The sequence below is a fragment of the Nonomuraea sp. NPDC049158 genome (assembly GCF_040648335.1).
Classification (GTDB): Bacteria; Actinomycetota; Actinomycetes; order Streptosporangiales; family Streptosporangiaceae; genus Nonomuraea.
The window spans coordinates 80,949-98,265 of the sequence record NZ_JBEZDM010000001.1; the positions used below are offsets into that span (position 1 = coordinate 80,949).

Here is a 17,317-nt window from a genome sequence, read left to right on the forward strand (position 1 = left end):
GAGGCGACTCGAGGTCAATGCGTCAGGCGCGCTCGAAGGGGAGCACTTCCGTCAGGTGCTGGATCAAGGCGCCGGGATTCCTGGTCTGCGTCATGATCCGGCCCGGTCCGGTGAACTCGAAGACCAGCCCTTCGCCGGACTTGAGCGACTGGATCGTCTTGCCCTCGACCGCCCGGCGCAGATTGCTCTTGACCGTCTCGTCGTAGGCGACCAGATGCCCGGAGTCCACCACGACCTGCTGGCCGGCCGCCAGCTCGATCACGTCCATCGCGCCGTAGCAGCCGAGCACGACGACGCCGCCGCCCTGCGCCTTGATGAGGAAGCCGCCCTCGCTGCCGATGAGGTTGGACATGCCACCCCACTTGGTGACGATCTCCACGCCGTCACTGGAGGCGATCCACGATCCCCTGGTCAACAGCAGCACGTTGTCGTCGCGTACCTCGGCGGCCTGGACATCGCCGGGCAGGTGATGCGCCACATCCACCCAGCCGCCACCTTCCGGAGCGGTGTAGCGGGTGGTGAACAGCGACTCCCCGCCCAGCGCCGAACGCGCCAGCCCACGCAGCAGACCACCCTCCACCTTGGCCTGGAGTTGAACCCCCGCGCTCGTCGCGTACATCGCGCCCGCCTCGACGCGCAGGGGCTCCCCGCCGTCCAGATGACAGCGCGCGACCGCGAACGAACCTGGGTGGCGGATCTCAGTCTTCATGTACGCCTCCATGCCGATCGTCTTGTTCGCGAGCGACTCTGCCGGGCGGCCATTCACGATTCGTTGACGCCGCATAAACGCTCAGGCAAGGCGCTCCTTTTCGGCTGGTCGTGGCATCGGGGGCGCGCCGATGGCGTCCGTCGCCGCCGCCAGGGAGAAGGTCAGGCCCAGGACGAGCGCGAGACTCGCGGGCGTGGGCAATCTGGTTTCCGCTGGGATCGCCGCGACCGTGCCCAGAGCGAACGGTACGGCCACCATCGCCAGGGCGGCGACGCCCACGACGGTGCGTTGCCTGTCCAGGGCGGTGTGGTCGAACTCCGTTCCCACGGTGAAGGTGAAGATCGCCAGCCCGGCCTGGGCGAGCAGGAGACCGCCACGGCGAGGAACAACCGCAGGATCGACTGGATGGGCGTCGCCTCCGCGGCCGGCGGCACGGCTACCTGCCTTGACGGCTCAGGACGGCTACCTGCTTGACGGCTCAGTCGGTGCCCGGCGACGGCCGGGTCGCCCGGCCGCCGACCAGCAGCAGCGTGCCGACGGCGGCGACCATCCCGACGGCGATGACCGGTACGAGGGCCTGGAAGCCCGGCCCGGCGACCACCAGGCCGAACATCGGCGGGCCGAGCAACGATCCGAGGCTGCCCGCCTGCGCGACGACGCCGTTGCCGACATCGGCGTGGTCGAGACGGTCCAGCACCATCGGGAGCGCGGCGAAGACGAGGGCGCCCAGGAAGCCGTTCTCCATCGAGATGATCGCCGCGCCGACCTGCGCCGCCGTCAGCGAAGCCGCGCCACCGTACATGAGCCAGGCCGCCGGGACGGTGAGGAGGCCGACCACCGCGAGCACGCGGACCGGCGTGCCACGGCGGAGCAGCATTCCCACGGCCAAGCCGCCGAGCGCGCTGAGCAGGGAGATCACCGAGGTCACCGCGCCGGCGGCGGTGGCCGTGCGGCCGTACTCCTCGATGAGGAGTGTGGGCAGCAGGACGATCACCGGAATGGTCACCAGCGCGCCCAGGCAGAAGGCGACGGCGAGTGCGGCCGGCCACTTCAGGGCCCCGACCCTGGGAACGGGCCCGGCCGCCGTCAGTCGGCCGGATCCGCGCGGCAGCCGTACCCGGACCACCAGGGCCATCGCCAGCGTCAGCGCGGCGATCAGCCCGATCCAGCCACGCCAGCCCAGAGCGGAGCCGAGTACGCCGCCCCCAAGGGTGCTCAGTCCGATGCCCACGGCGACGAATGTGGCCCAGATCGACAGGGCGGTGCCGCGGTCCCGTTCGCCGGCCAGGCGGAGGATCAGCGCGGGGCAGGCGATGGTGACCAGGACGTATCCGGTGCCCTCGACGCCTCTGGCGGCCAGCAACCAGCCGAAGCCGCCCGCCCACACGCTCGCCGCGCTCGCCGCCGCCATCAGGACCAGCCCGGTGATCAGCGACCGCTCCGTGCCGAAGCGGCGGACCAGGTATCCGGCGGGCAGGCCGACGGCGGCGCCCACACCGACGACCGCCGAGATCACCCAGCCCAGTTCCGACAGCGACAGCCCGAGCTCACCGGCCACCGCCGGGCCGACGGAGGCGAACTTGCCGAGGCTCATCGCCGCGGCGACGCCGCCGAGGTAGACGATGGCGATCAGCATCCACGGGGTGCGCTGCGGCGACTTCTCCCTCGGTTCCGTGGCGTCCGAGGTTGGCTGGCGGTTCATGAGGCTCCTTCGCTTTCATCTGGTCCATTCGCCGCTTCGGTCAAGCGCGCCTGGATGGCCACGAGCCCGGGTCCGGCGAAGGAGAAGCGCACGTCGGCGGACCGGCGATGCCGGGACACGCGGTGACCGTCCTGGACATGGATCCACAACCAGGCCGCGTCCAGGTCCAAGGCGACGGGGCCGCCGTCGGTGGACGGACGGGGAGGGACGGCGTACCGGCTCAGCGGCGCCAGCAGTTCGGCGGAAACAGCGCCGGTCAGACGATTTCATCACGCTGGTAGGTGAAACTGCGCAGGCTGGGGATTATCTGCACGAGGCACCGCCCGCCGGGCAGTAATGACAGGCGCTTACTACGCCCGATGATATCCGGGCTTCCCCGGGTCGCTTCGTGGTCCACGTCGCCTCCACATCACGCCGACAATGGCCCACACAACTTGATATGCGGCCACCGGTTTGTCAACCCTGGAATAAAGAGCACTTGACGGCGCTCGCGAAGCCTTGCTATGTCGCCTGGCCCGCGCGTGATCTCTTTTCTTTTTGCCGCAGGGGAAACCCGGAAAATCGGGTGACCCTGGAAAAAGAGCACTTGACGGGGTCAGGCCGGGCGAAGGTATTGTCGCTGGAATTGCTTATTCGATCTTATTAAGCATGGCCAGGAAGGAGCGGATCGCTCACTCGAAGATCACCAAAAAGTTCAGAGCGGAAGGGCAGTAGCTGCTGTTCTCACGAGGTAAGAGAGGCGAGGTCTCCGATGCGAACGGCGTGTCGTGCATCGACTCCGTCATGGGTTATGGGCCAGTGATAATCGGCCACTCGGACGACCTCTTCAACGAAATTCTCGGCGGCTATCTGGCCAACGGCATCATGATGCCGGGGTTCACCACCTTCCATCAGGAATACCTGGAACCGACCGCTGGGCGAGCGGCCCGGAGATGGAGGCGCGTTCTTCAAGACCGCCTCGGAGGTCGTCACCGCGGCCTTCCGGCCGGCCGCGATGCGGACCGGCCGGCTCGGCATCGTCCGCAGTGGCTACGTCGGCTGGCACGACTCCCAGATCGCCAACTCCCTGAAGCGGCACGAGCCGTTGCACTCGCCCCTGCGCGAAAAGCTCCGGTACACCGACGGGATGGACCGACTTCCACGACCGGGCGCGCCGCGCCTTCCAAGCCTGGAACGAAGCCGACCGTGGCTGACCTCCTGCGCCTCGCGCTCGTCGGTGACCGCCTGCAACGGCGACGACGGGGTCGCGGTCTGGCTGGAGCGAGTCATCTGAGAACCCTTGACACTTGTCTGATGAGTATTCACGATGGGCGCTGAGCCGGGATTGTCACGCGCCGGTTCTGTGCTCCCAGTTACCCATCGGCCGCAGAGCTCGGTGTCGCTCCGCTCCAAGGTGCGCCCGGGCAGGAGAGAACCACGTGACACGACGACAACCCACTCTCGCCATACAGGTACGCGATCGGCTCCACGCGCTGATCGTCGAGCAGGGGCTGCGCCCCGGGGACAGGCTGCCCTCGGAGAACGAGCTCATCACCCTCTTCGACGTCGGACGTACCAGCATCAGAGAAGCGTTCAAGCTCCTGGAGCAGGAAGGACTCATCCAGTCCCGCCACGGCGACGGCCGGTATCTCACCTCCCAGCCCAGTCTGGACCGCCCGCTGACCCGCCTCGAAGGCGTCACGGAGATGCTGGCCAGCCGCGGCTACACCGGCGTCAACGCGGTGCTGGACATCGCGGCGACGGAACCGGACCGCAACCAGCGCGAACTGCTGCAGCTATCCGGCAGCGAGGCCATCGTCCGGCTGGAGCGCCTGCGCCGCTACCAGGACGACGCGCTGCTCTACTCGATCGACCTGTTCCCCCGCTCGCTCATCGGCCGTCCGCTGGACGAGGTGGACTGGACCGGGTCGCTGTTCCAGCTGCTCACCGAGTACGGCCACAACATCGCGTACGCGATCACCCAGGTCCGCGCCGTCACCCTCAGCCAGACACAGGCGGAGCGCATCGGCAGCCTCGAAGCCGACGGCGCGTGGCTGCTGCTCATCCAGACCCACCACGACAGCGCGGGACGGCCGCTGCTGTACTCCCAGGACTATCACCGGGGCACCGACTTCTCCTTCCACCTGGTGAGGCACCGTGACTGACACCTTGGGACGCCGCCGTCAGGTTCTGTTCGACCAGGACGGCGCACCGGACGACCTGCTGTCGCTTCTCCTGCTGACCCAGTACGACAACATCGACCTGCGCGGCGTCGCGGTGACTCCTGCCGACTGCCTTCCCCATCACCATGTTCCCGCTGGACGTGACCAACCGCGTGCCGGTGGCCCTCGACTTCGTCCGGGCCTTCGGCCGCCACTACGGGTGGCACGTCAGCGACCTCGCCGGATCGCTGCTCGCGCTGACATTCGGCACCTTGGAGACCACCGGCCTGCCGTACTGCTGCTGGGACAGCCTGACCACCTCCTACCTGGCCGAATCGGACATCTGCACGTTCGAGACAGTGCGCTGCGACGTGATCACCCAAGGAGAGAGCCGAGAAGAGAGGATCATGCGATGAGTACGAGAACGTTGGAGGTCACCAGGCCGTTCCCAGCCTCCCTTTCCGGTCACCGGGCAGGGTGCTCCAAGCTGTCGGTCTTCTGCCTCGCCATGAACGAGGTCTCCTATTACGGGCTGCCCCTGCTGCTCATGAAGGTGCCGAACGTCGCCAGGGCCGAGGTCGGGCGGAGCGCGGCGGAGGCCAGATCGCGGCTGGCCGGCGAGGATTTCGACATGGCGGTGATACCGCTCACCATGGTGCCGGAGGTGCTGGACGGCGATCCCCGGCGAAACCGCCCGAGGATATTGGCCCTCGTGCGGGAGCAAGGAGAGATCGTCTCGCGCCTCGACTGGCGGTACGGCGTGGCCGGCTGCCTCCTTTGGGACGAGATCAATGTCGCGAGCCTGGCCCGTACCTTCGACCGGCTGATCCGCGGCGACGTGCCCACCACGGTGCACGGCCCGGACACGCACCTGAACGGGAAGTTGACCCAGCGGGAGCACTTCGTGCTGACTCTGCTGCTGCGGGGGATGAGCAACCACCAGATCGGCCGGGCCATGGGGATATCCATCCACGGCGTCAAACGGCATGTCTCGAACCTGCTGGTGAAGTTCAACTGCTCCAATCGGACGGAGGTGGCCCTGGTCGCCCAGCGGCTGGGGCTGGATTCCGCGCCGCCGAAGGCCATGTAAGCATCGCCGGAATTAACAGATTTCAGGGCTTGGGCAAGTAGGCACCCTCCGGGCGGCGGGTGCCTGGCAGGGCCTTTTGGGTGGCTGCCGGAGCGGTTCCTCAGCCCGCCGCCCGCTTCACGAGCTCGCCGATCCGTGCCTCGTCCTCGGCGGTCAACGTCGTCAGGGCGAAGGCGGTCGGCCACATGGTGCCGTCGTCGAGGTAGGCCTGGTCGTTGAAGCCGAGCGTCGCGTATCGCGTCTTGAACTTCTGCGCGGGCTGGAAGAAGCAGACGATCTTGCCGTCCCGGGCGTAGGCCGGCATTCCGTACCACAGCTTCGGCGCCAGCTCCGGCGCGCTGGCCTTGATGATGGCGTGCAGCCGCTCGCCGGTGGCGCGGTCCTGCTCCGACATCTCGGCGAGCTTGGCGAGCACCTCGCTCTCCCCGTCGGCCTTGGCCGAGCGCGAGCCGCGCCGGGCGGTCGCCTTCAGCTCCTTGGAGCGCTCCTTCATCGCGCTCCGCTCCTCGTCGGTGAATCCGTCGTACTTCTCGGTGTCGCTCATGGCGGGCTTCCTTTTGTCTGGGTGGCAGTTCGTCGGTGTGTTCCGACAGGAGTTATCTGACCACCGACGCGTCAGGGCCCGCATCGTCCGTGGGACACCGTGGGACATCGGAAACGCGGCCTAGCTGCGGAAACGAGGGTCCGTTCCATCGTCGCGGGCTGGGACGCCACCTACGATGACCTGGTACGCCTCCCGCGCGAGCGTTTCGTTGTGCGGCCGCCCGAGCTTGCGCGCCAGCTCGATCGTGCGCTCGTGCAGCGCCAGCGCCTCGTCGAAGCGGCCCGCCGCGCGGCACGTCTCGGCGTACGCGGGCAGGAAGTCGATCTCCAGCTGGGCCTCGGCCAGCGGTTCCAGCAGCTCGAAGGCCTGTCGATGGTGTTCGAGTGCCTCGTCGAGCGAGCCCATGACGCGCAGCGCGACACCCAGATAGTTGTGACACCACGCCTTGTTGTGCTGGGCCTCGGCGAGCTCCAATGCCTCATGCAGTGCTCGCAGCGACTCCGCCGGGTTGTCCGGTGCCAGCGCGACACCGAGCGTGACCAGCCCGGTTATCCGGGCAGGCCCATCGGCCAGGGCGAGTGACGCATGGGCGAGTTCGGCGGCCTCGCTGTGCCGTCCGAGGTGCAGGGTCACCCAGCCGTCGAAGGCCAGCGCCTGGGAGCGTCCGGAACGATGCCCGGTCTTCTCGAACAGCAGGCGCGCCAGCCGGAACTTCGCCTGGGCCGCTTCGAAGTCGCCGAGATCCCGGCGGACGAAGCCGGTACGCAGCGCCAGCGCGCCTGCCAGCTCGTCATCGTGCACATCGAACTGTTCGGCCAGTTCGTACGCGGCGAGCGCCTCGGTGAGACGACCGGCGGCGGCGCGGGCGAACCCGAGATCCACCAGCAGCGAGGCCCGCTGCTGGTCGCGCCCGAGACGTCCCGCGGCGGCCGCGGCCGCTTCGAGCAGGCGTATCTGGTCGTCGGTTCCGCGATGCCGGAAGAACCAGACACGCATGGCCGGCGGCAATTCCGCCACCACCTCGTCCGCGCCGAGCCGGACTGCGGCGTCGAAGCAGGCGATCAGGTTGGCGTACTCGGTGTCGAACCAGGCCATGGCCTTCGCCGGATCGCCCTCCTTGCGGTGGGGCAGGGGCAGCGTCCTGTCGTAGGTGGTCGCCTGCGCCAGATAGTGGCGCAGGACACGGTGCACGGCGGCATCCGCCTGCGGCTCCTCATCGGCGGCGATGTCCGCCGCGTACCGCCGGATCAGGTCGTGCAGCCGGTACCGCCCAGGCGAGGGCTCCTGGATCAGATGCGCGTCCACCAGCTCTTCCAGCACCGCGTTGACGCGGTCCGGCGTCATGTCGGCGAGCGCCCCCGCCACCGCCGCGTCGAAGTCGGCGCCGGGCAGCACGCCCAGCAACCGGAACACGCGCCGCTGGACCGCGTCCAGCTGCTGCAGCGACATGCCGAACACCGAGTCGAAGCGACTGGCACTGTCACGCAGCCGCTCGGCCAGCACCGCCACCGTCCAGCCCGGCCGGTGCCGCAGCCGCGCGCCCGCCATCCGCAGTGCCAACGGCAGGCCGCCGCACTGCCGCAGCACCTGGGCGACCGCCTCCTCTTCGGCCAGGTCCACCCCGGCCGCCCGGCCGAACAGCGACGCCGCGTCCGCGGGAGGAAGCGCCTCCAGGGACACCGGCGGCACCCCGTCCAGGCTCACCAGCCGGTTGCGGCTGGTGACCAGCACCGCGGACTTGCCCGCGCCAGGAAGGAGCGGACGTACGTGCTCCGCGTCGACCGCGTTGTCGAGCAGGACGAGCGCCCGGCGCCGGGACAGTTCCGAGCGCCAGAGCGCCGCGCGTTCGACCGTGTCGGACGGGGGATGCGCGACACCCAGGGCGCCCAGGAGCCGGCCGAGTGCGGCCGACGGCTCCAACGGTTCCTGGCCCGGGGTGAAGCCGTGCAGGTCGAGATAGAGCCCACCGTCAGGAAAGGACGGCGCGAGTCGGTGCGCCACGTGCACGGAGAGGCTGGTCTTCCCGACGCCCGCCATGCCGTCGATCGCGACCGCGCCCGTGGTACGCAGCAGCTCCTCGATCAGCGCCGCCTCCGTCTCGCGTCCGGTGAAGTCGGCGAGGTCGGCAGGAAGGTCGTTCCGGCGCGGGCTGGGCGCCGCGCCGGCCTTGGACGCCTCGACCCACACCGCGCGCAGCGGACGGGGATCGCGGGCGACGACCCGGCACAGCGCCACGACGGCTTCCCAGGGCGGCACCAGCCGGCCGGTCATGTACCGGGACAGGGAGGAACTGCTGAGGCCCGCCTGGCGGGCGAGGGCGCGCACGCTGAGCCCGCTCAACTCCTTGATCTGGGTGAGCTGGGCGGTCAGGTGTTCAGGTGCGCTCGACACCCGCACACGGTACCCGTCCCAGCCCGCGACCACGGAACAGAGGGTCGTTTCCGCAGATAGGCCACATTCCGGGTGTCCCACGCTGTCCCACGGACGAGGCGGTTCCGGACGCGCCGGTGGTCAGATGACTCCCGTCGGAACGCGACCGACACCCGTCAGATCACGACCACTGACTCCCGTCAGAACATGACCACGAAGGAGAAAGCGATGCCCACCGAACGCATGCCGAACCCGGCGACCCTGATCCCCGAGGCGATGCAGGCGCTGATGGCCGTCAACAAGGCCATCCTGGGCGCCGGAGTGGACGGGAAGCTGCTGGCGCTGTGCCACCTGCGAGCCAGCCAGATCAACGGCTGCAGCCCCTGCGTGGCCGGGGGCGCCCAGCAGCTCCGCCACCACGGCGCCACCGACGAACAGGCCCACGCCGTCGTCGCCTGGCGTGAGACGCCCTGGTTCAGCGAGGAGGAACGCGCCGCGCTGGCCCTGACCGAGGCCATCACCCGGCTCGCCGACCGGCCCGACCCGGTGCCCAACGAGGTATGGGACATGGCCGCCAAGCACTTCGACCAGAAAGAGCTCGCCGCACTCGTACTCAACATCGCCATCACCAACGCCTTCAACCGCCTCAACGCACCGACCCGCCAGCAGGCGGGCGGCCAGTGGTAGGCGCGTCGTGCGAGATGGGAGCCCTTGGGCGGGCTCCCACCGGTCACCTCAGGGGTTAGGGAGGCGGACGACCGCGGCGCCGTGCTGGTATTCGCCGAAGCTCCAGCCGGCGATGAGGGTGGCGCCCAGGTGTGCGACGGCGCCGCTGCCGGGGGGGGGCCATTCCGCGGTGGCGAGGTACTGGGCGCCCGCGGAGACGGCGTCCGCGTCGCCCACGCAGTGGAAGCGGAGGTGGTCGCGGAGGGCCTGGTTCTGGACGGGGCGAAGGGCCTTCTCCCATTGCAGTTCGGCCTCTTCCACGTACCCATCGTCACCGCCCATGGGGATGAGATGGGCAGGGCCTCGGTGGGTGAAGGTGGCGGCGCGCAGGGCGTCCAGGAGGCCGTCGTCGCCTTTTGCCGTCATGAGCGGCGGTCGCCGGTTGGCGCGCCCTGCGGCTCCGCGGGCAGTGGTTCGGGCCGAACCGCGGTGGTTCAGGCGCGCATGTTGGCGCCGCCGTCGATGGCCCACACCTGGCCGTTGATCCATTCGGCGTCGTCCGACAGCAGGAAGGCCACGGTCGCGGCCAGGTCGCTCGGACGGCCTAGGCGGGTCGTGGGGACCATCTCCAGGAACATCTTCTGGAGCTGGACGTCGTTCTGTTCCTTCTGCGTCTCGCCCATGACGAGGCCGGGCATCACGCCGTTGCAGCGTACGCCCGCGGAGCCCCAGTTTCCGGCGATGTGGCGCGTGAGCGCGTTGATGGCCGACTTCGAGGCCCCGTAGGCGGGGCGCTTGCGGTCGCCGCCGCTGACGGCGGTGCCCGAGGAGGTGTTGACGATGCTGCCCCCGCCGTTCGCGAGCAGGTGGGGCAGGACGGCGCGGACGGTCCGTACGTAGCCGATCACGTTGACGTCCATGGTGCGCTCCCACACGTCGAGATCGGTGTCGAGCAGCGACTTGTCGCGCCCGAGATTGCCCGGCGAGAGATCCGCGCCGACATTGAACAGGCCGTGCACCGTGCCGAACGTCTCCATCGTCCGCGCCACCATCGCGTTGATGGACACCTCGTCGGCGAGATCGAAATGCACCGCGATCGCCGAGCCACCCGCCTCGGTGATCTTGGCGACGGTGGACTCCGCCCCGGGCAGGTTGATGTCGCCGACGACGACGTTGGCGCCCTCCTCGGCGAGTCTGACCGCGGTACCAGCGCCGATGCCGGTCGCCCCGCCGGCCACGATGAACGTCTTCTCCCGCAAACCGCGCATTACTGTGCTCCGATCGATGCGACGCCCTGGCGTCCGTGTACGTGATGAAAGTCGCCGTGATCCAGCAGATGCCGGGACCACACACCAGCTAACCGTACATCTGTGTACGTTTATGCCCGCTAGGGTTGGACCGTGCGTGAAGACGGCCCACCGACGATGCGGCGTGACGCTGCCCGCAACCGAGACCGATTGCTGTCGGCGGCCCGGCAGGTGTTCGCCGAGCATGGCCATGACGTGGCGCTGGAAGAGGTCGCGCGGGCGGCCGGGGTCAGCCGCACCACCATCTACCGAAATTTCGCGACCCGTGAAGAACTCGTGGCCACGGTCTTCGAGGACAATGCCGCCCAGATCGAGCACTACGCGGCAGAGTTGCGTGAGGTGCCCGACGGTGTGGTGAAGCTGCTCGACTTCGTGCTGGACATGCAGGTGGAGAATCGCGGCCTCGCGCAGGTCCTCGCCGGGGTGGACACGCAGTGGTTCACCGACCTCTACAGCCGCATCGCCGCCTCTTTCGAGCCGCTGCTCGAGCGAGGTCGCGCGGCCGGAATCGTCCACCCGGTCATCGACATCGAGGACCTGATGCTGGCCATCTCGATGGGCGAGAGCGTCGTGGCCAGCGATGACCTGGTCCGCCGCGAGGGACGCATCAGGCGGGTGCGCGGCATGCTGCACCGCGCCCTCTTCACCAGGTGAGGCCGGTCAGGGCTCGTTGAGGTAAGTGAGGACGGCCAGGACGCGGCGGTTGCTGCCGTCGTCATCGGCGATGCCGAGCTTGCCGAACATGGAGGTGGTGTACTTGCTGATGGCGCTTTCACTGAGGAAGAGCCGCTGACCGATGGCCTGATTGGACAGTCCTTCGGCCATGAGGCCGAGCACGGAGTGTTCGCGTTCGGTGAGCCCGCCGAGCCGCCGGGTCGAGGACCCGCTGGACAGCAGCTTGGCGATGACGGCCGGGTCCATGGCGGTCCCGGCGGCGGCGACTCGGATCAGCGCGTCGATGAACTGGTCGGCGTCGAACACGCTGTCCTTGAGGAGATAGCCGACGCCACCGGCGCCGTCGGCCAGGAGTTCGCGGGCGTACAGCTGTTCGACGTGCTGAGAGAGGATCAGGATCGGCAGCCCGGGCACCTCGCGGCGGGCGGCGAGAGCCGCTCGCAGCCCCTCGTCCGACTGGGTCGGCGGCATGCGGACATCGACGACGGACACATCCGGCCGCCACTTCAGCAGCGCGTCGAGCGTCTCGGGCCCGGTGGTCGCCGTCGCCACGACCTGGTGTCCGTACGCCTCGATAAGGCGGACCATCCCGTCACGCAGGAGGTAGAGGTCTTCGGCTACAACGATTCGCATGGCACCACCATCCTCACACAGGTCGGACCGCCCGCCGGGCTGGTGATCTCCAGAGCGCCGTCGAAGACCGCGAGGCGGCGGCGTAGCCCCGCGAGTCCACCGTCGGGTCGCATGCCCGCTCCGCCCCGGCCGTCGTCTTCGACGTCAACGACGATGCCGGTGTCATCCCTGGCGATGGAGATGCGCGCCCGGGTGGCATGGGCGTGTTTGACGGCGTTGGTCAGCAGTTCGGCGACTCCGAAGTACACGGCGGACTCGATCGGCGGGTCCAGGCGTAGCTGAAGGTCGGTGCTGACCGTCGCTTCGAGCGGGCTGTCCAGGGCGAGAGCGCGAACGGCGTCGACGAGCCCGCGCTCGCTCAGCACCGGCGGGTTGATTCCCTTGACCAGTTCGCGGAGCTCGGTCAGCGACGTGGCGGCGCCGGCCCGTGCTTCCCGCATCAGCGCCTTGGCCTGGTCGGGATTGGTTTCCATCAGCTTCTCCGCGGTCGCCAAGGAGAGCCCGAGCGCGACCAGGCGGGCCTGCGCTCCGTCGTGCAGGTCCCGCTCGATCCGGCGGATCTCGGCGGCCTGCGCGACCGTGGTGTCCGCGCGCTGAGCCGTCAACTCGTCCACCCGGTCCGCCAGAGCTGTCGCGGGTGAGGCGCGCAGGAAGCGGACGGCTACCGGCTCGACGGACCGCCAGGCGTACGGGGCACCGCCGATCGCCACGGCCAGACCGAGCACTCCGACCAGGCGCGCGGGGAGCGCCGGCTGGGACAACCCGAGGACCGCCGCCACGACTCCGGCCGGCGGGATCGCGCAGATCACGCCCGCGGTGATCGGTACGATCGCCATGAACCGCAGGTCACGCCAGACGGCGGGATCGCGCCACCGGGTTCGCCACCGCAGATCCATGCGGGCATCCCGGCTGGTGCGCTCGTAGGAGTAGCCGTTCCACCAGTGCCCGGTCGCCATCTGCGTCACCGGCCCGGCCTGGCGATATCCGGCGGGAATGACGGTGCCCGTCCACTTCGCGACGAGAGAGCGGACCATTCGGCACACCGGGCGGGACAGGGCGAGCGTGCCGATACACGCCCATATGAACGGCGCTATCCCCGACCACAGGTTTCCGCCCCACCACCAGAACCACAACACGACGGCGGCGGCCCACACCGCAGGCACCAGCATGGCGACGACCACCACGACGCACGCTCGCCCGAATCCCACACAGGCGCTCGCCACCCACTGTCGCATGATTCTTCCTTCTCACTTCATGACCCTGCACCGATCCAGTACCACTGTGCACCGCACGGCGTCTGGTCCCCGCCAGATCGGCTGTGGAGTGGGTCTAGCCCCACTCACCTGTACGTCCAGGCCGATACCGCGTCACTCATGCCCTCCCTAACGTCGACACCACTCCAGACGACACGAGGGAAGAAGAGACATGGAAACCACCAACCATCCAGGCACCCAGCGGGCCTTCGGCAAGGCGAAGATCTTCATCGCGGCCTACGGCGCGCTCAGCGCCGCGGTCCTCATCACGGTCGCCATCCTGGCGATCACCGGGCACACGGTGACCTCGTTCATGTGGGGCCGATCAGCCGGAGTGCTCGCGAGCGCGGCGGTGACCTACTGGCTGACCGTCCTCGCCGCACGGGGAGCACGAGGGGCCTTTCTCCGCGTACGGATCATCTCGATCGTCATGCCGCTCGCGATCGTCGGCGTCGACCTGATCCCCGGTGTCACCACGGCTTGGTTCGCCATGATGCAGGCCACCTGCGCCCTCGCCATCGCCGCGGTCGCCTTCATCGTCAACGGGTCCCGGCTGCGCGCCGCCTTCACCAGGTGATCGTCTGGCCGGGCATTGCCGATGTCCGGTCAATGCCCTGGATCGGCGGCCAAACGCGATTGACACTGGCCCCATGAAATCGACAGTGAAGACATTTCTCGCCGCGTCGGCATTGGCCTGCCTGACAGTAGTGGGCGCGACGGGCGCGGCGAACGCGGCCACCGGGCGGCTGACCCTGATCAGCGGCACAGCTGCCGCCACCATCGCCTACCCCACGTGCCAGAGCCCGAGGCAGTACCCGGTGCGGCAGTACGAGATCGACGCATTCGTCAACGAGCCGCTGCCCGGCTGCCAGGCCGTCCTGGTCAACACATCGGGCGCACAGAAAGTGCTGTGCGTCGGCCGGGGGAGCGTGCCTGCCGAATTTCGCCGGTCGGCAGGCGTCATCATCCAGCCTGGCATCGCGCCGGCCTGTACGTTGTGATAACGCGTTCAGCCGGCGTTGTGGCGATACCAGTCGAGCGTCGCGGCGATGCCCTTGGCGTGCGGGGTGACCTCGACCGGTCCGAAGGCCTTGCGGAAGGCCGAGTCGTCGGCGACGAACGGGCGGTCGCGCTGATACCAGGTTTCGCCGAGTTCGCGCACGGTGGGGTTGAACAGGCCGATGAGGCGCTGCATACCCCGGCCTAGCCCGGCGGTCTTCAGCTCGCCTCCCATCTCGGCACGCACGAGGTCGAGGAACTGGCGGCCGGTGATCGCCTCGGCGGCGGGCAGGTGCCAGGAGCGGCCGTCGGCGTCGGCGCGCTCGCCGAGGGTGACCAGTCCGGCGGCGATGTCCGGCAGGTACGCGACGGTGTGCGGCTGGTCGAGGTCGCCGACCCAGCGGGCGGTCTTGCCGGCCAGGGCGGCGGCGAAGATGGTCGGGCCGTAGGTGGTGTTGACGCCTCCGGGGCCGTAGTAGTCGGAGGCGCGCCCCATGGTCGCGCGGACGCGCCCGGACCGGTGGGCGTCGAGGATCAACTCGTCGACCTCGGCGCGGGCCCGGCCCTTGCGGGTGGTGGCGGCGTACGGGAGGTCTTCGGTCATGTGGCCGTCGACGGGTCCGTAGACGTACAAGTTGTCGGCCATGACCAGCTTCGCCCCGGCGGCCTCCACCCCGGTCAGGATCGTACGGATGAGGCCGGGGAACTCCTCGGCCCAGCGCTCGTACTTCGGCTGCGCGCACTGGTAGACGACCGCGGCGCCCTGGCAGGCGGCGAGGGCGCCCTCGGAGGTGGTGACGTCGGCTCGGAGGCTGTCTCGGCCGAAGGCGGCGCCCCGGCTGACGGCGCGGACGCGGTGGCCGCGGGCGGTGAGTTCGGCGACGACGGCCGCGCCGACCCCGCCGGTGGCGCCAAGGACGACATGCAGGTCAGACATGGTATTGATCCCCCGAAAGCCAGTTTCAAACCGTTGTTATGTAACAAGGTTATGTTTACCATGGCTTCCATGGCAAGACCGAGAACCCGCGACTACGGCGAGCTTCGACTCGAACTCGTCGACGCAGGCGGCCGGCTCCTGGCCGCGGAGGGCCCGGCGGCGCTGACCACCCGCCGGGTCGTACAGGAGACGGGCGTGTCCACCACGGCCGTCTACCAGCTCTTCGGCGACAAGGCCGGCCTCATCCGCGAGATGTTCCTGGCCGGCTTCGAGCGCCTCGCCGTGGCCTTCGCCGCCGTCCCTCGTACCAGCGACCCGGTCGCCGACCTGCTCGCACTCGGCCACGCCTACCGGGCCAACGCCCTGGCCAACCCGCACCTGTACGAGCTCATGTTCGGCCGGCCGATCCCCGCCTTCCAGCCCGACGCCGCCACCGCCGCGCTGATCCAGCCGACCTTCGACACTCTCGTCGCCGCCGTCGCCCGCTGCGTACAGGAAGGCGAATTCGCGCCCGGTGAGCCCCAAGAGCTCGCCGTGCGGATCAACGCCCTCGCGCACGGGCTGTGCAGCCTCAACCTGCGTGGCGCCCTCGGTGGCCCCGACGAGGCACGCCGCCACTGGGACGACGCCTTCGACACCATGATGCGCGGGCTGCGCGCCGCCGAATAGCAAGACCGGGCGGCCCCTGCGCAGGGGCCGCCCGGTCTTTTCATGAGGTCAGGCGATGGCCGGTTCGCCCGAGGGGCGCGGCGCGCTCACCGGAGCCTCGTCGAGCGACTGCGGGGGAGCGTTGAACACCGCCTCGTCGAGACGACCCTCGCCGCGGGCGACGAGGACCGGCACCACGATCTGTCCCGCGACGTTGGTCGCGGTGCGGATCATGTCGAGGATCGGGTCGATGGCCAGCAGCAGGCCGACGCCCTCAAGCGGCAGGCCCAGGGTGCTCAGCGTCAGCGTGAGCATGACGATCGCGCCGGTCAGACCGGCTGTCGCGGCCGAGCCGACCACGGAGACGAACGCGATCAACAGGTACTCGCCGATCCCCAGCGGGACGTTGAAGACCTGCGCCACGAAGATCGCCGCCAGCGCCGGGTAGATCGAGGCGCAGCCGTCCATTTTGGTGGTCGCGCCGAACGGTACGGCGAAGGAGGCGTAGTCGCGGTCGACGCCCAGGCGCTCGATCGTGACCTTCTGCGTCAGCGGCAGCGTGCCGACCGAGGAGCGGGAGACGAAGGCCAGCTCGATCGCGGGCCACGCGTTGCGGAAGAACGTGATCGGGTTGACCTTGCCGACCACCGCGAGCAGCGTCGGGTAGACGGCCAGCAGGACGATGAAGCAGCCGACGTAGACGCCGAGGCTGAACTTGGCCAGCGGCGCGATCAGGTCCCAGCCGTACGTGGCGACCGACTTGCCGATCAGGCCGGCGGTCCCGATGGGGGCCAGGCGGATGACCCACCACAGCGCCTTCTGGACCAGTTCGAGGATGGAGCGGCTGAAGGTGAGGAACGGCTCGGCCTTCTCACCGATCGCGATGGCCGCCGCGCCGAGGACGATCCCCAGGAAGACGATCTGGAGGACGTTGAGCTCGGTGAACGCCGTCACGATGTTCGTCGGGATGATGCCGGTGAGGAAGTCGACCCAGGTGCCGACGTTCTCGGGCGCCTTCGCGCCCGCCGTGTTCAGGGTGATGCCCTGGCCCGGGTTGATGATCAGACCGAGGCCGATGCCGATGATGACGGCGATCAGCGCGGTGGCCAGGAACCAGAACAGCGTCTTGCCGGCCAGCCTGGCCGCGCCGTTGACGTTGCGGAGGTTGGCGACGCTGACCACCACGGCGGTGAACACCAGCGGCGGCACTGCCAGCTTCAGCAGCTGAACAAAGAGTTTTCCGACTTCGGTGAGCGTGGTGGCCAGCCAGGCGAGGTCCCAGATACGGGCGGCGAAGCCGAGGGCCACGCCCACGACCAGGCCCAGCAGCAACTGCAGGGAGAAAGAGAATCTCTTCACGATGAGGAAGGCTCCGAAAGACGGCATGCCTAGGAGGGCATGCGAAAGGGGGGCGGGTGAGGGGTCGGGGAATCCAGCGCTCGTCAGAGCGCGGTCAGCGACAGAGGGAGCCGGTCAGACGACAGAGATCAATGTGCAGCCGCTCAACAAGCCACACAGACAGGACGATGAACCTCACAGGATCACTTAACCGTAGTTAACGGGACACTATTCCGACTCTAAGAGCGATCTACCTCACAAATCAAGACTTTCCCGACCCGATTTCAGGGGATACGCCACGTGTC

At 68.8% G+C, this 17,317-nt stretch carries 21 protein-coding genes; 9 read left to right on the forward strand and 12 right to left on the reverse strand.

The window, feature by feature from the left end:
* Window positions 1-22 precede the first annotated feature (22 nt).
* The 3 genes from AB0B61_RS00405 to AB0B61_RS00415 all read right to left on the reverse strand — a co-directional run bounded on the left by AB0B61_RS00405 (window position 23) and on the right by AB0B61_RS00415 (window position 2,411).
* A complete protein-coding gene (locus AB0B61_RS00405; RefSeq protein ID WP_358425632.1) occupies window positions 23-709 on the reverse strand; it encodes a TIGR00266 family protein in 687 nt (228 codons plus the stop codon).
* Window positions 710-790: 81 nt separating this feature from the next.
* Window positions 791-1,036 carry a hypothetical protein gene (locus tag AB0B61_RS00410; RefSeq protein ID WP_358425635.1) on the reverse strand — a complete coding sequence of 82 codons (246 nt, stop codon included), beginning with the start codon at window positions 1,034-1,036 and terminating at the stop codon, window positions 791-793.
* 151 nt (window positions 1,037-1,187) lie between these two features.
* Window positions 1,188-2,411, reverse strand: coding sequence for an MFS transporter (locus AB0B61_RS00415; protein ID WP_358425638.1), 1,224 nt, complete (start codon window positions 2,409-2,411; stop codon window positions 1,188-1,190).
* 994 nt (window positions 2,412-3,405) lie between these two features.
* Here AB0B61_RS00415 and AB0B61_RS00420 point away from each other — a divergent pair.
* The 4 genes from AB0B61_RS00420 to AB0B61_RS00435 all read left to right on the forward strand — a co-directional run bounded on the left by AB0B61_RS00420 (window position 3,406) and on the right by AB0B61_RS00435 (window position 5,642).
* Window positions 3,406-3,684 carry a hypothetical protein gene (locus AB0B61_RS00420; RefSeq protein ID WP_358425641.1) on the forward strand — a complete coding sequence of 93 codons (279 nt, stop codon included), beginning with the start codon at window positions 3,406-3,408 and terminating at the stop codon, window positions 3,682-3,684.
* A gap of 145 nt (window positions 3,685-3,829) precedes the next feature.
* Entirely contained in the window at window positions 3,830-4,555 is a 726-nt protein-coding gene (locus AB0B61_RS00425; protein WP_358425643.1) for a GntR family transcriptional regulator, read from the forward strand.
* A gap of 143 nt (window positions 4,556-4,698) precedes the next feature.
* Window positions 4,699-4,968, forward strand: a complete 270-nt coding sequence (locus AB0B61_RS00430) for a hypothetical protein (protein WP_358425646.1) — start codon at window positions 4,699-4,701, stop codon at window positions 4,966-4,968.
* Complete coding sequence (locus tag AB0B61_RS00435) at window positions 4,965-5,642, forward strand: LuxR C-terminal-related transcriptional regulator (RefSeq protein ID WP_358425649.1); 678 nt, start codon at window positions 4,965-4,967, stop codon at window positions 5,640-5,642. Before AB0B61_RS00430 ends, AB0B61_RS00435 begins: the two co-directional genes overlap by 4 nt.
* Before the next feature lie 100 nt (window positions 5,643-5,742).
* On the opposite strand, the gene AB0B61_RS00440 is transcribed toward AB0B61_RS00435, so the two are convergent.
* Entirely contained in the window at window positions 5,743-6,186 is a 444-nt protein-coding gene (locus AB0B61_RS00440) for a DUF1801 domain-containing protein (protein WP_358425652.1), read from the reverse strand.
* Window positions 6,187-6,306: 120 nt separating this feature from the next.
* Window positions 6,307-8,577 carry a helix-turn-helix domain-containing protein gene (locus tag AB0B61_RS00445; RefSeq protein ID WP_358425655.1) on the reverse strand — a complete coding sequence of 757 codons (2,271 nt, stop codon included), beginning with the start codon at window positions 8,575-8,577 and terminating at the stop codon, window positions 6,307-6,309.
* Window positions 8,578-8,784: 207 nt separating this feature from the next.
* Between AB0B61_RS00445 and AB0B61_RS00450 the strand changes: the two genes are divergently transcribed.
* Window positions 8,785-9,243, forward strand: coding sequence for a carboxymuconolactone decarboxylase family protein (locus AB0B61_RS00450; RefSeq protein WP_358425658.1), 459 nt, complete (start codon window positions 8,785-8,787; stop codon window positions 9,241-9,243).
* A gap of 48 nt (window positions 9,244-9,291) precedes the next feature.
* On the opposite strand, the gene AB0B61_RS00455 is transcribed toward AB0B61_RS00450, so the two are convergent.
* Window positions 9,292-9,648 carry a hypothetical protein gene (locus tag AB0B61_RS00455; protein WP_358425661.1) on the reverse strand — a complete coding sequence of 119 codons (357 nt, stop codon included), beginning with the start codon at window positions 9,646-9,648 and terminating at the stop codon, window positions 9,292-9,294.
* A 68-nt stretch (window positions 9,649-9,716) separates the two neighbouring features.
* Window positions 9,717-10,490, reverse strand: coding sequence for an SDR family oxidoreductase (locus tag AB0B61_RS00460; RefSeq protein WP_358425663.1), 774 nt, complete (start codon window positions 10,488-10,490; stop codon window positions 9,717-9,719).
* A gap of 132 nt (window positions 10,491-10,622) precedes the next feature.
* On the opposite strand from AB0B61_RS00460, the gene AB0B61_RS00465 reads away from it, so the two are divergent.
* Window positions 10,623-11,183 (forward strand): helix-turn-helix domain-containing protein, encoded by a 561-nt coding sequence (locus tag AB0B61_RS00465; protein ID WP_358425666.1) that lies wholly within the window; start codon window positions 10,623-10,625, stop codon window positions 11,181-11,183.
* Between the two features lie 6 nt (window positions 11,184-11,189).
* Here AB0B61_RS00465 and AB0B61_RS00470 read toward each other — a convergent pair whose 3' ends face one another.
* Together AB0B61_RS00470 and AB0B61_RS00475 are read right to left on the reverse strand one after the other, a co-directional pair.
* Window positions 11,190-11,837, reverse strand: coding sequence for a response regulator transcription factor (locus tag AB0B61_RS00470; RefSeq protein ID WP_358425669.1), 648 nt, complete (start codon window positions 11,835-11,837; stop codon window positions 11,190-11,192).
* Window positions 11,822-13,072, reverse strand: coding sequence for a sensor histidine kinase (locus tag AB0B61_RS00475; protein WP_358425672.1), 1,251 nt, complete (start codon window positions 13,070-13,072; stop codon window positions 11,822-11,824). Before AB0B61_RS00475 ends, AB0B61_RS00470 begins: the two co-directional genes overlap by 16 nt.
* A 190-nt stretch (window positions 13,073-13,262) precedes the next feature.
* On the opposite strand from AB0B61_RS00475, the gene AB0B61_RS00480 reads away from it, so the two are divergent.
* Window positions 13,263-13,667, forward strand: a complete 405-nt coding sequence (locus AB0B61_RS00480; RefSeq protein ID WP_358425675.1) for a hypothetical protein — start codon at window positions 13,263-13,265, stop codon at window positions 13,665-13,667.
* A 73-nt stretch (window positions 13,668-13,740) separates the two neighbouring features.
* Window positions 13,741-14,091, forward strand: a complete 351-nt coding sequence (locus AB0B61_RS00485) for a hypothetical protein (RefSeq protein ID WP_358425678.1) — start codon at window positions 13,741-13,743, stop codon at window positions 14,089-14,091.
* A gap of 8 nt (window positions 14,092-14,099) precedes the next feature.
* On the opposite strand, the gene AB0B61_RS00490 is transcribed toward AB0B61_RS00485, so the two are convergent.
* Entirely contained in the window at window positions 14,100-15,026 is a 927-nt protein-coding gene (locus tag AB0B61_RS00490; protein ID WP_358425681.1) for an NAD-dependent epimerase/dehydratase family protein, read from the reverse strand.
* Window positions 15,027-15,095: 69 nt separating this feature from the next.
* On the opposite strand from AB0B61_RS00490, the gene AB0B61_RS00495 reads away from it, so the two are divergent.
* Window positions 15,096-15,695 (forward strand): TetR/AcrR family transcriptional regulator, encoded by a 600-nt coding sequence (locus AB0B61_RS00495; protein ID WP_358425684.1) that lies wholly within the window; start codon window positions 15,096-15,098, stop codon window positions 15,693-15,695.
* 48 nt (window positions 15,696-15,743) lie between these two features.
* On the opposite strand, the gene AB0B61_RS00500 is transcribed toward AB0B61_RS00495, so the two are convergent.
* Window positions 15,744-17,033 (reverse strand): dicarboxylate/amino acid:cation symporter, encoded by a 1,290-nt coding sequence (locus tag AB0B61_RS00500; RefSeq protein WP_358425687.1) that lies wholly within the window; start codon window positions 17,031-17,033, stop codon window positions 15,744-15,746.
* A 94-nt stretch (window positions 17,034-17,127) separates the two neighbouring features.
* On the reverse strand, window positions 17,128-17,211 hold the full coding sequence (locus tag AB0B61_RS00505; RefSeq protein WP_357943094.1) for a putative leader peptide: 84 nt from the start codon (window positions 17,209-17,211) through the stop codon (window positions 17,128-17,130).
* Window positions 17,212-17,317 lie beyond the last annotated feature (106 nt).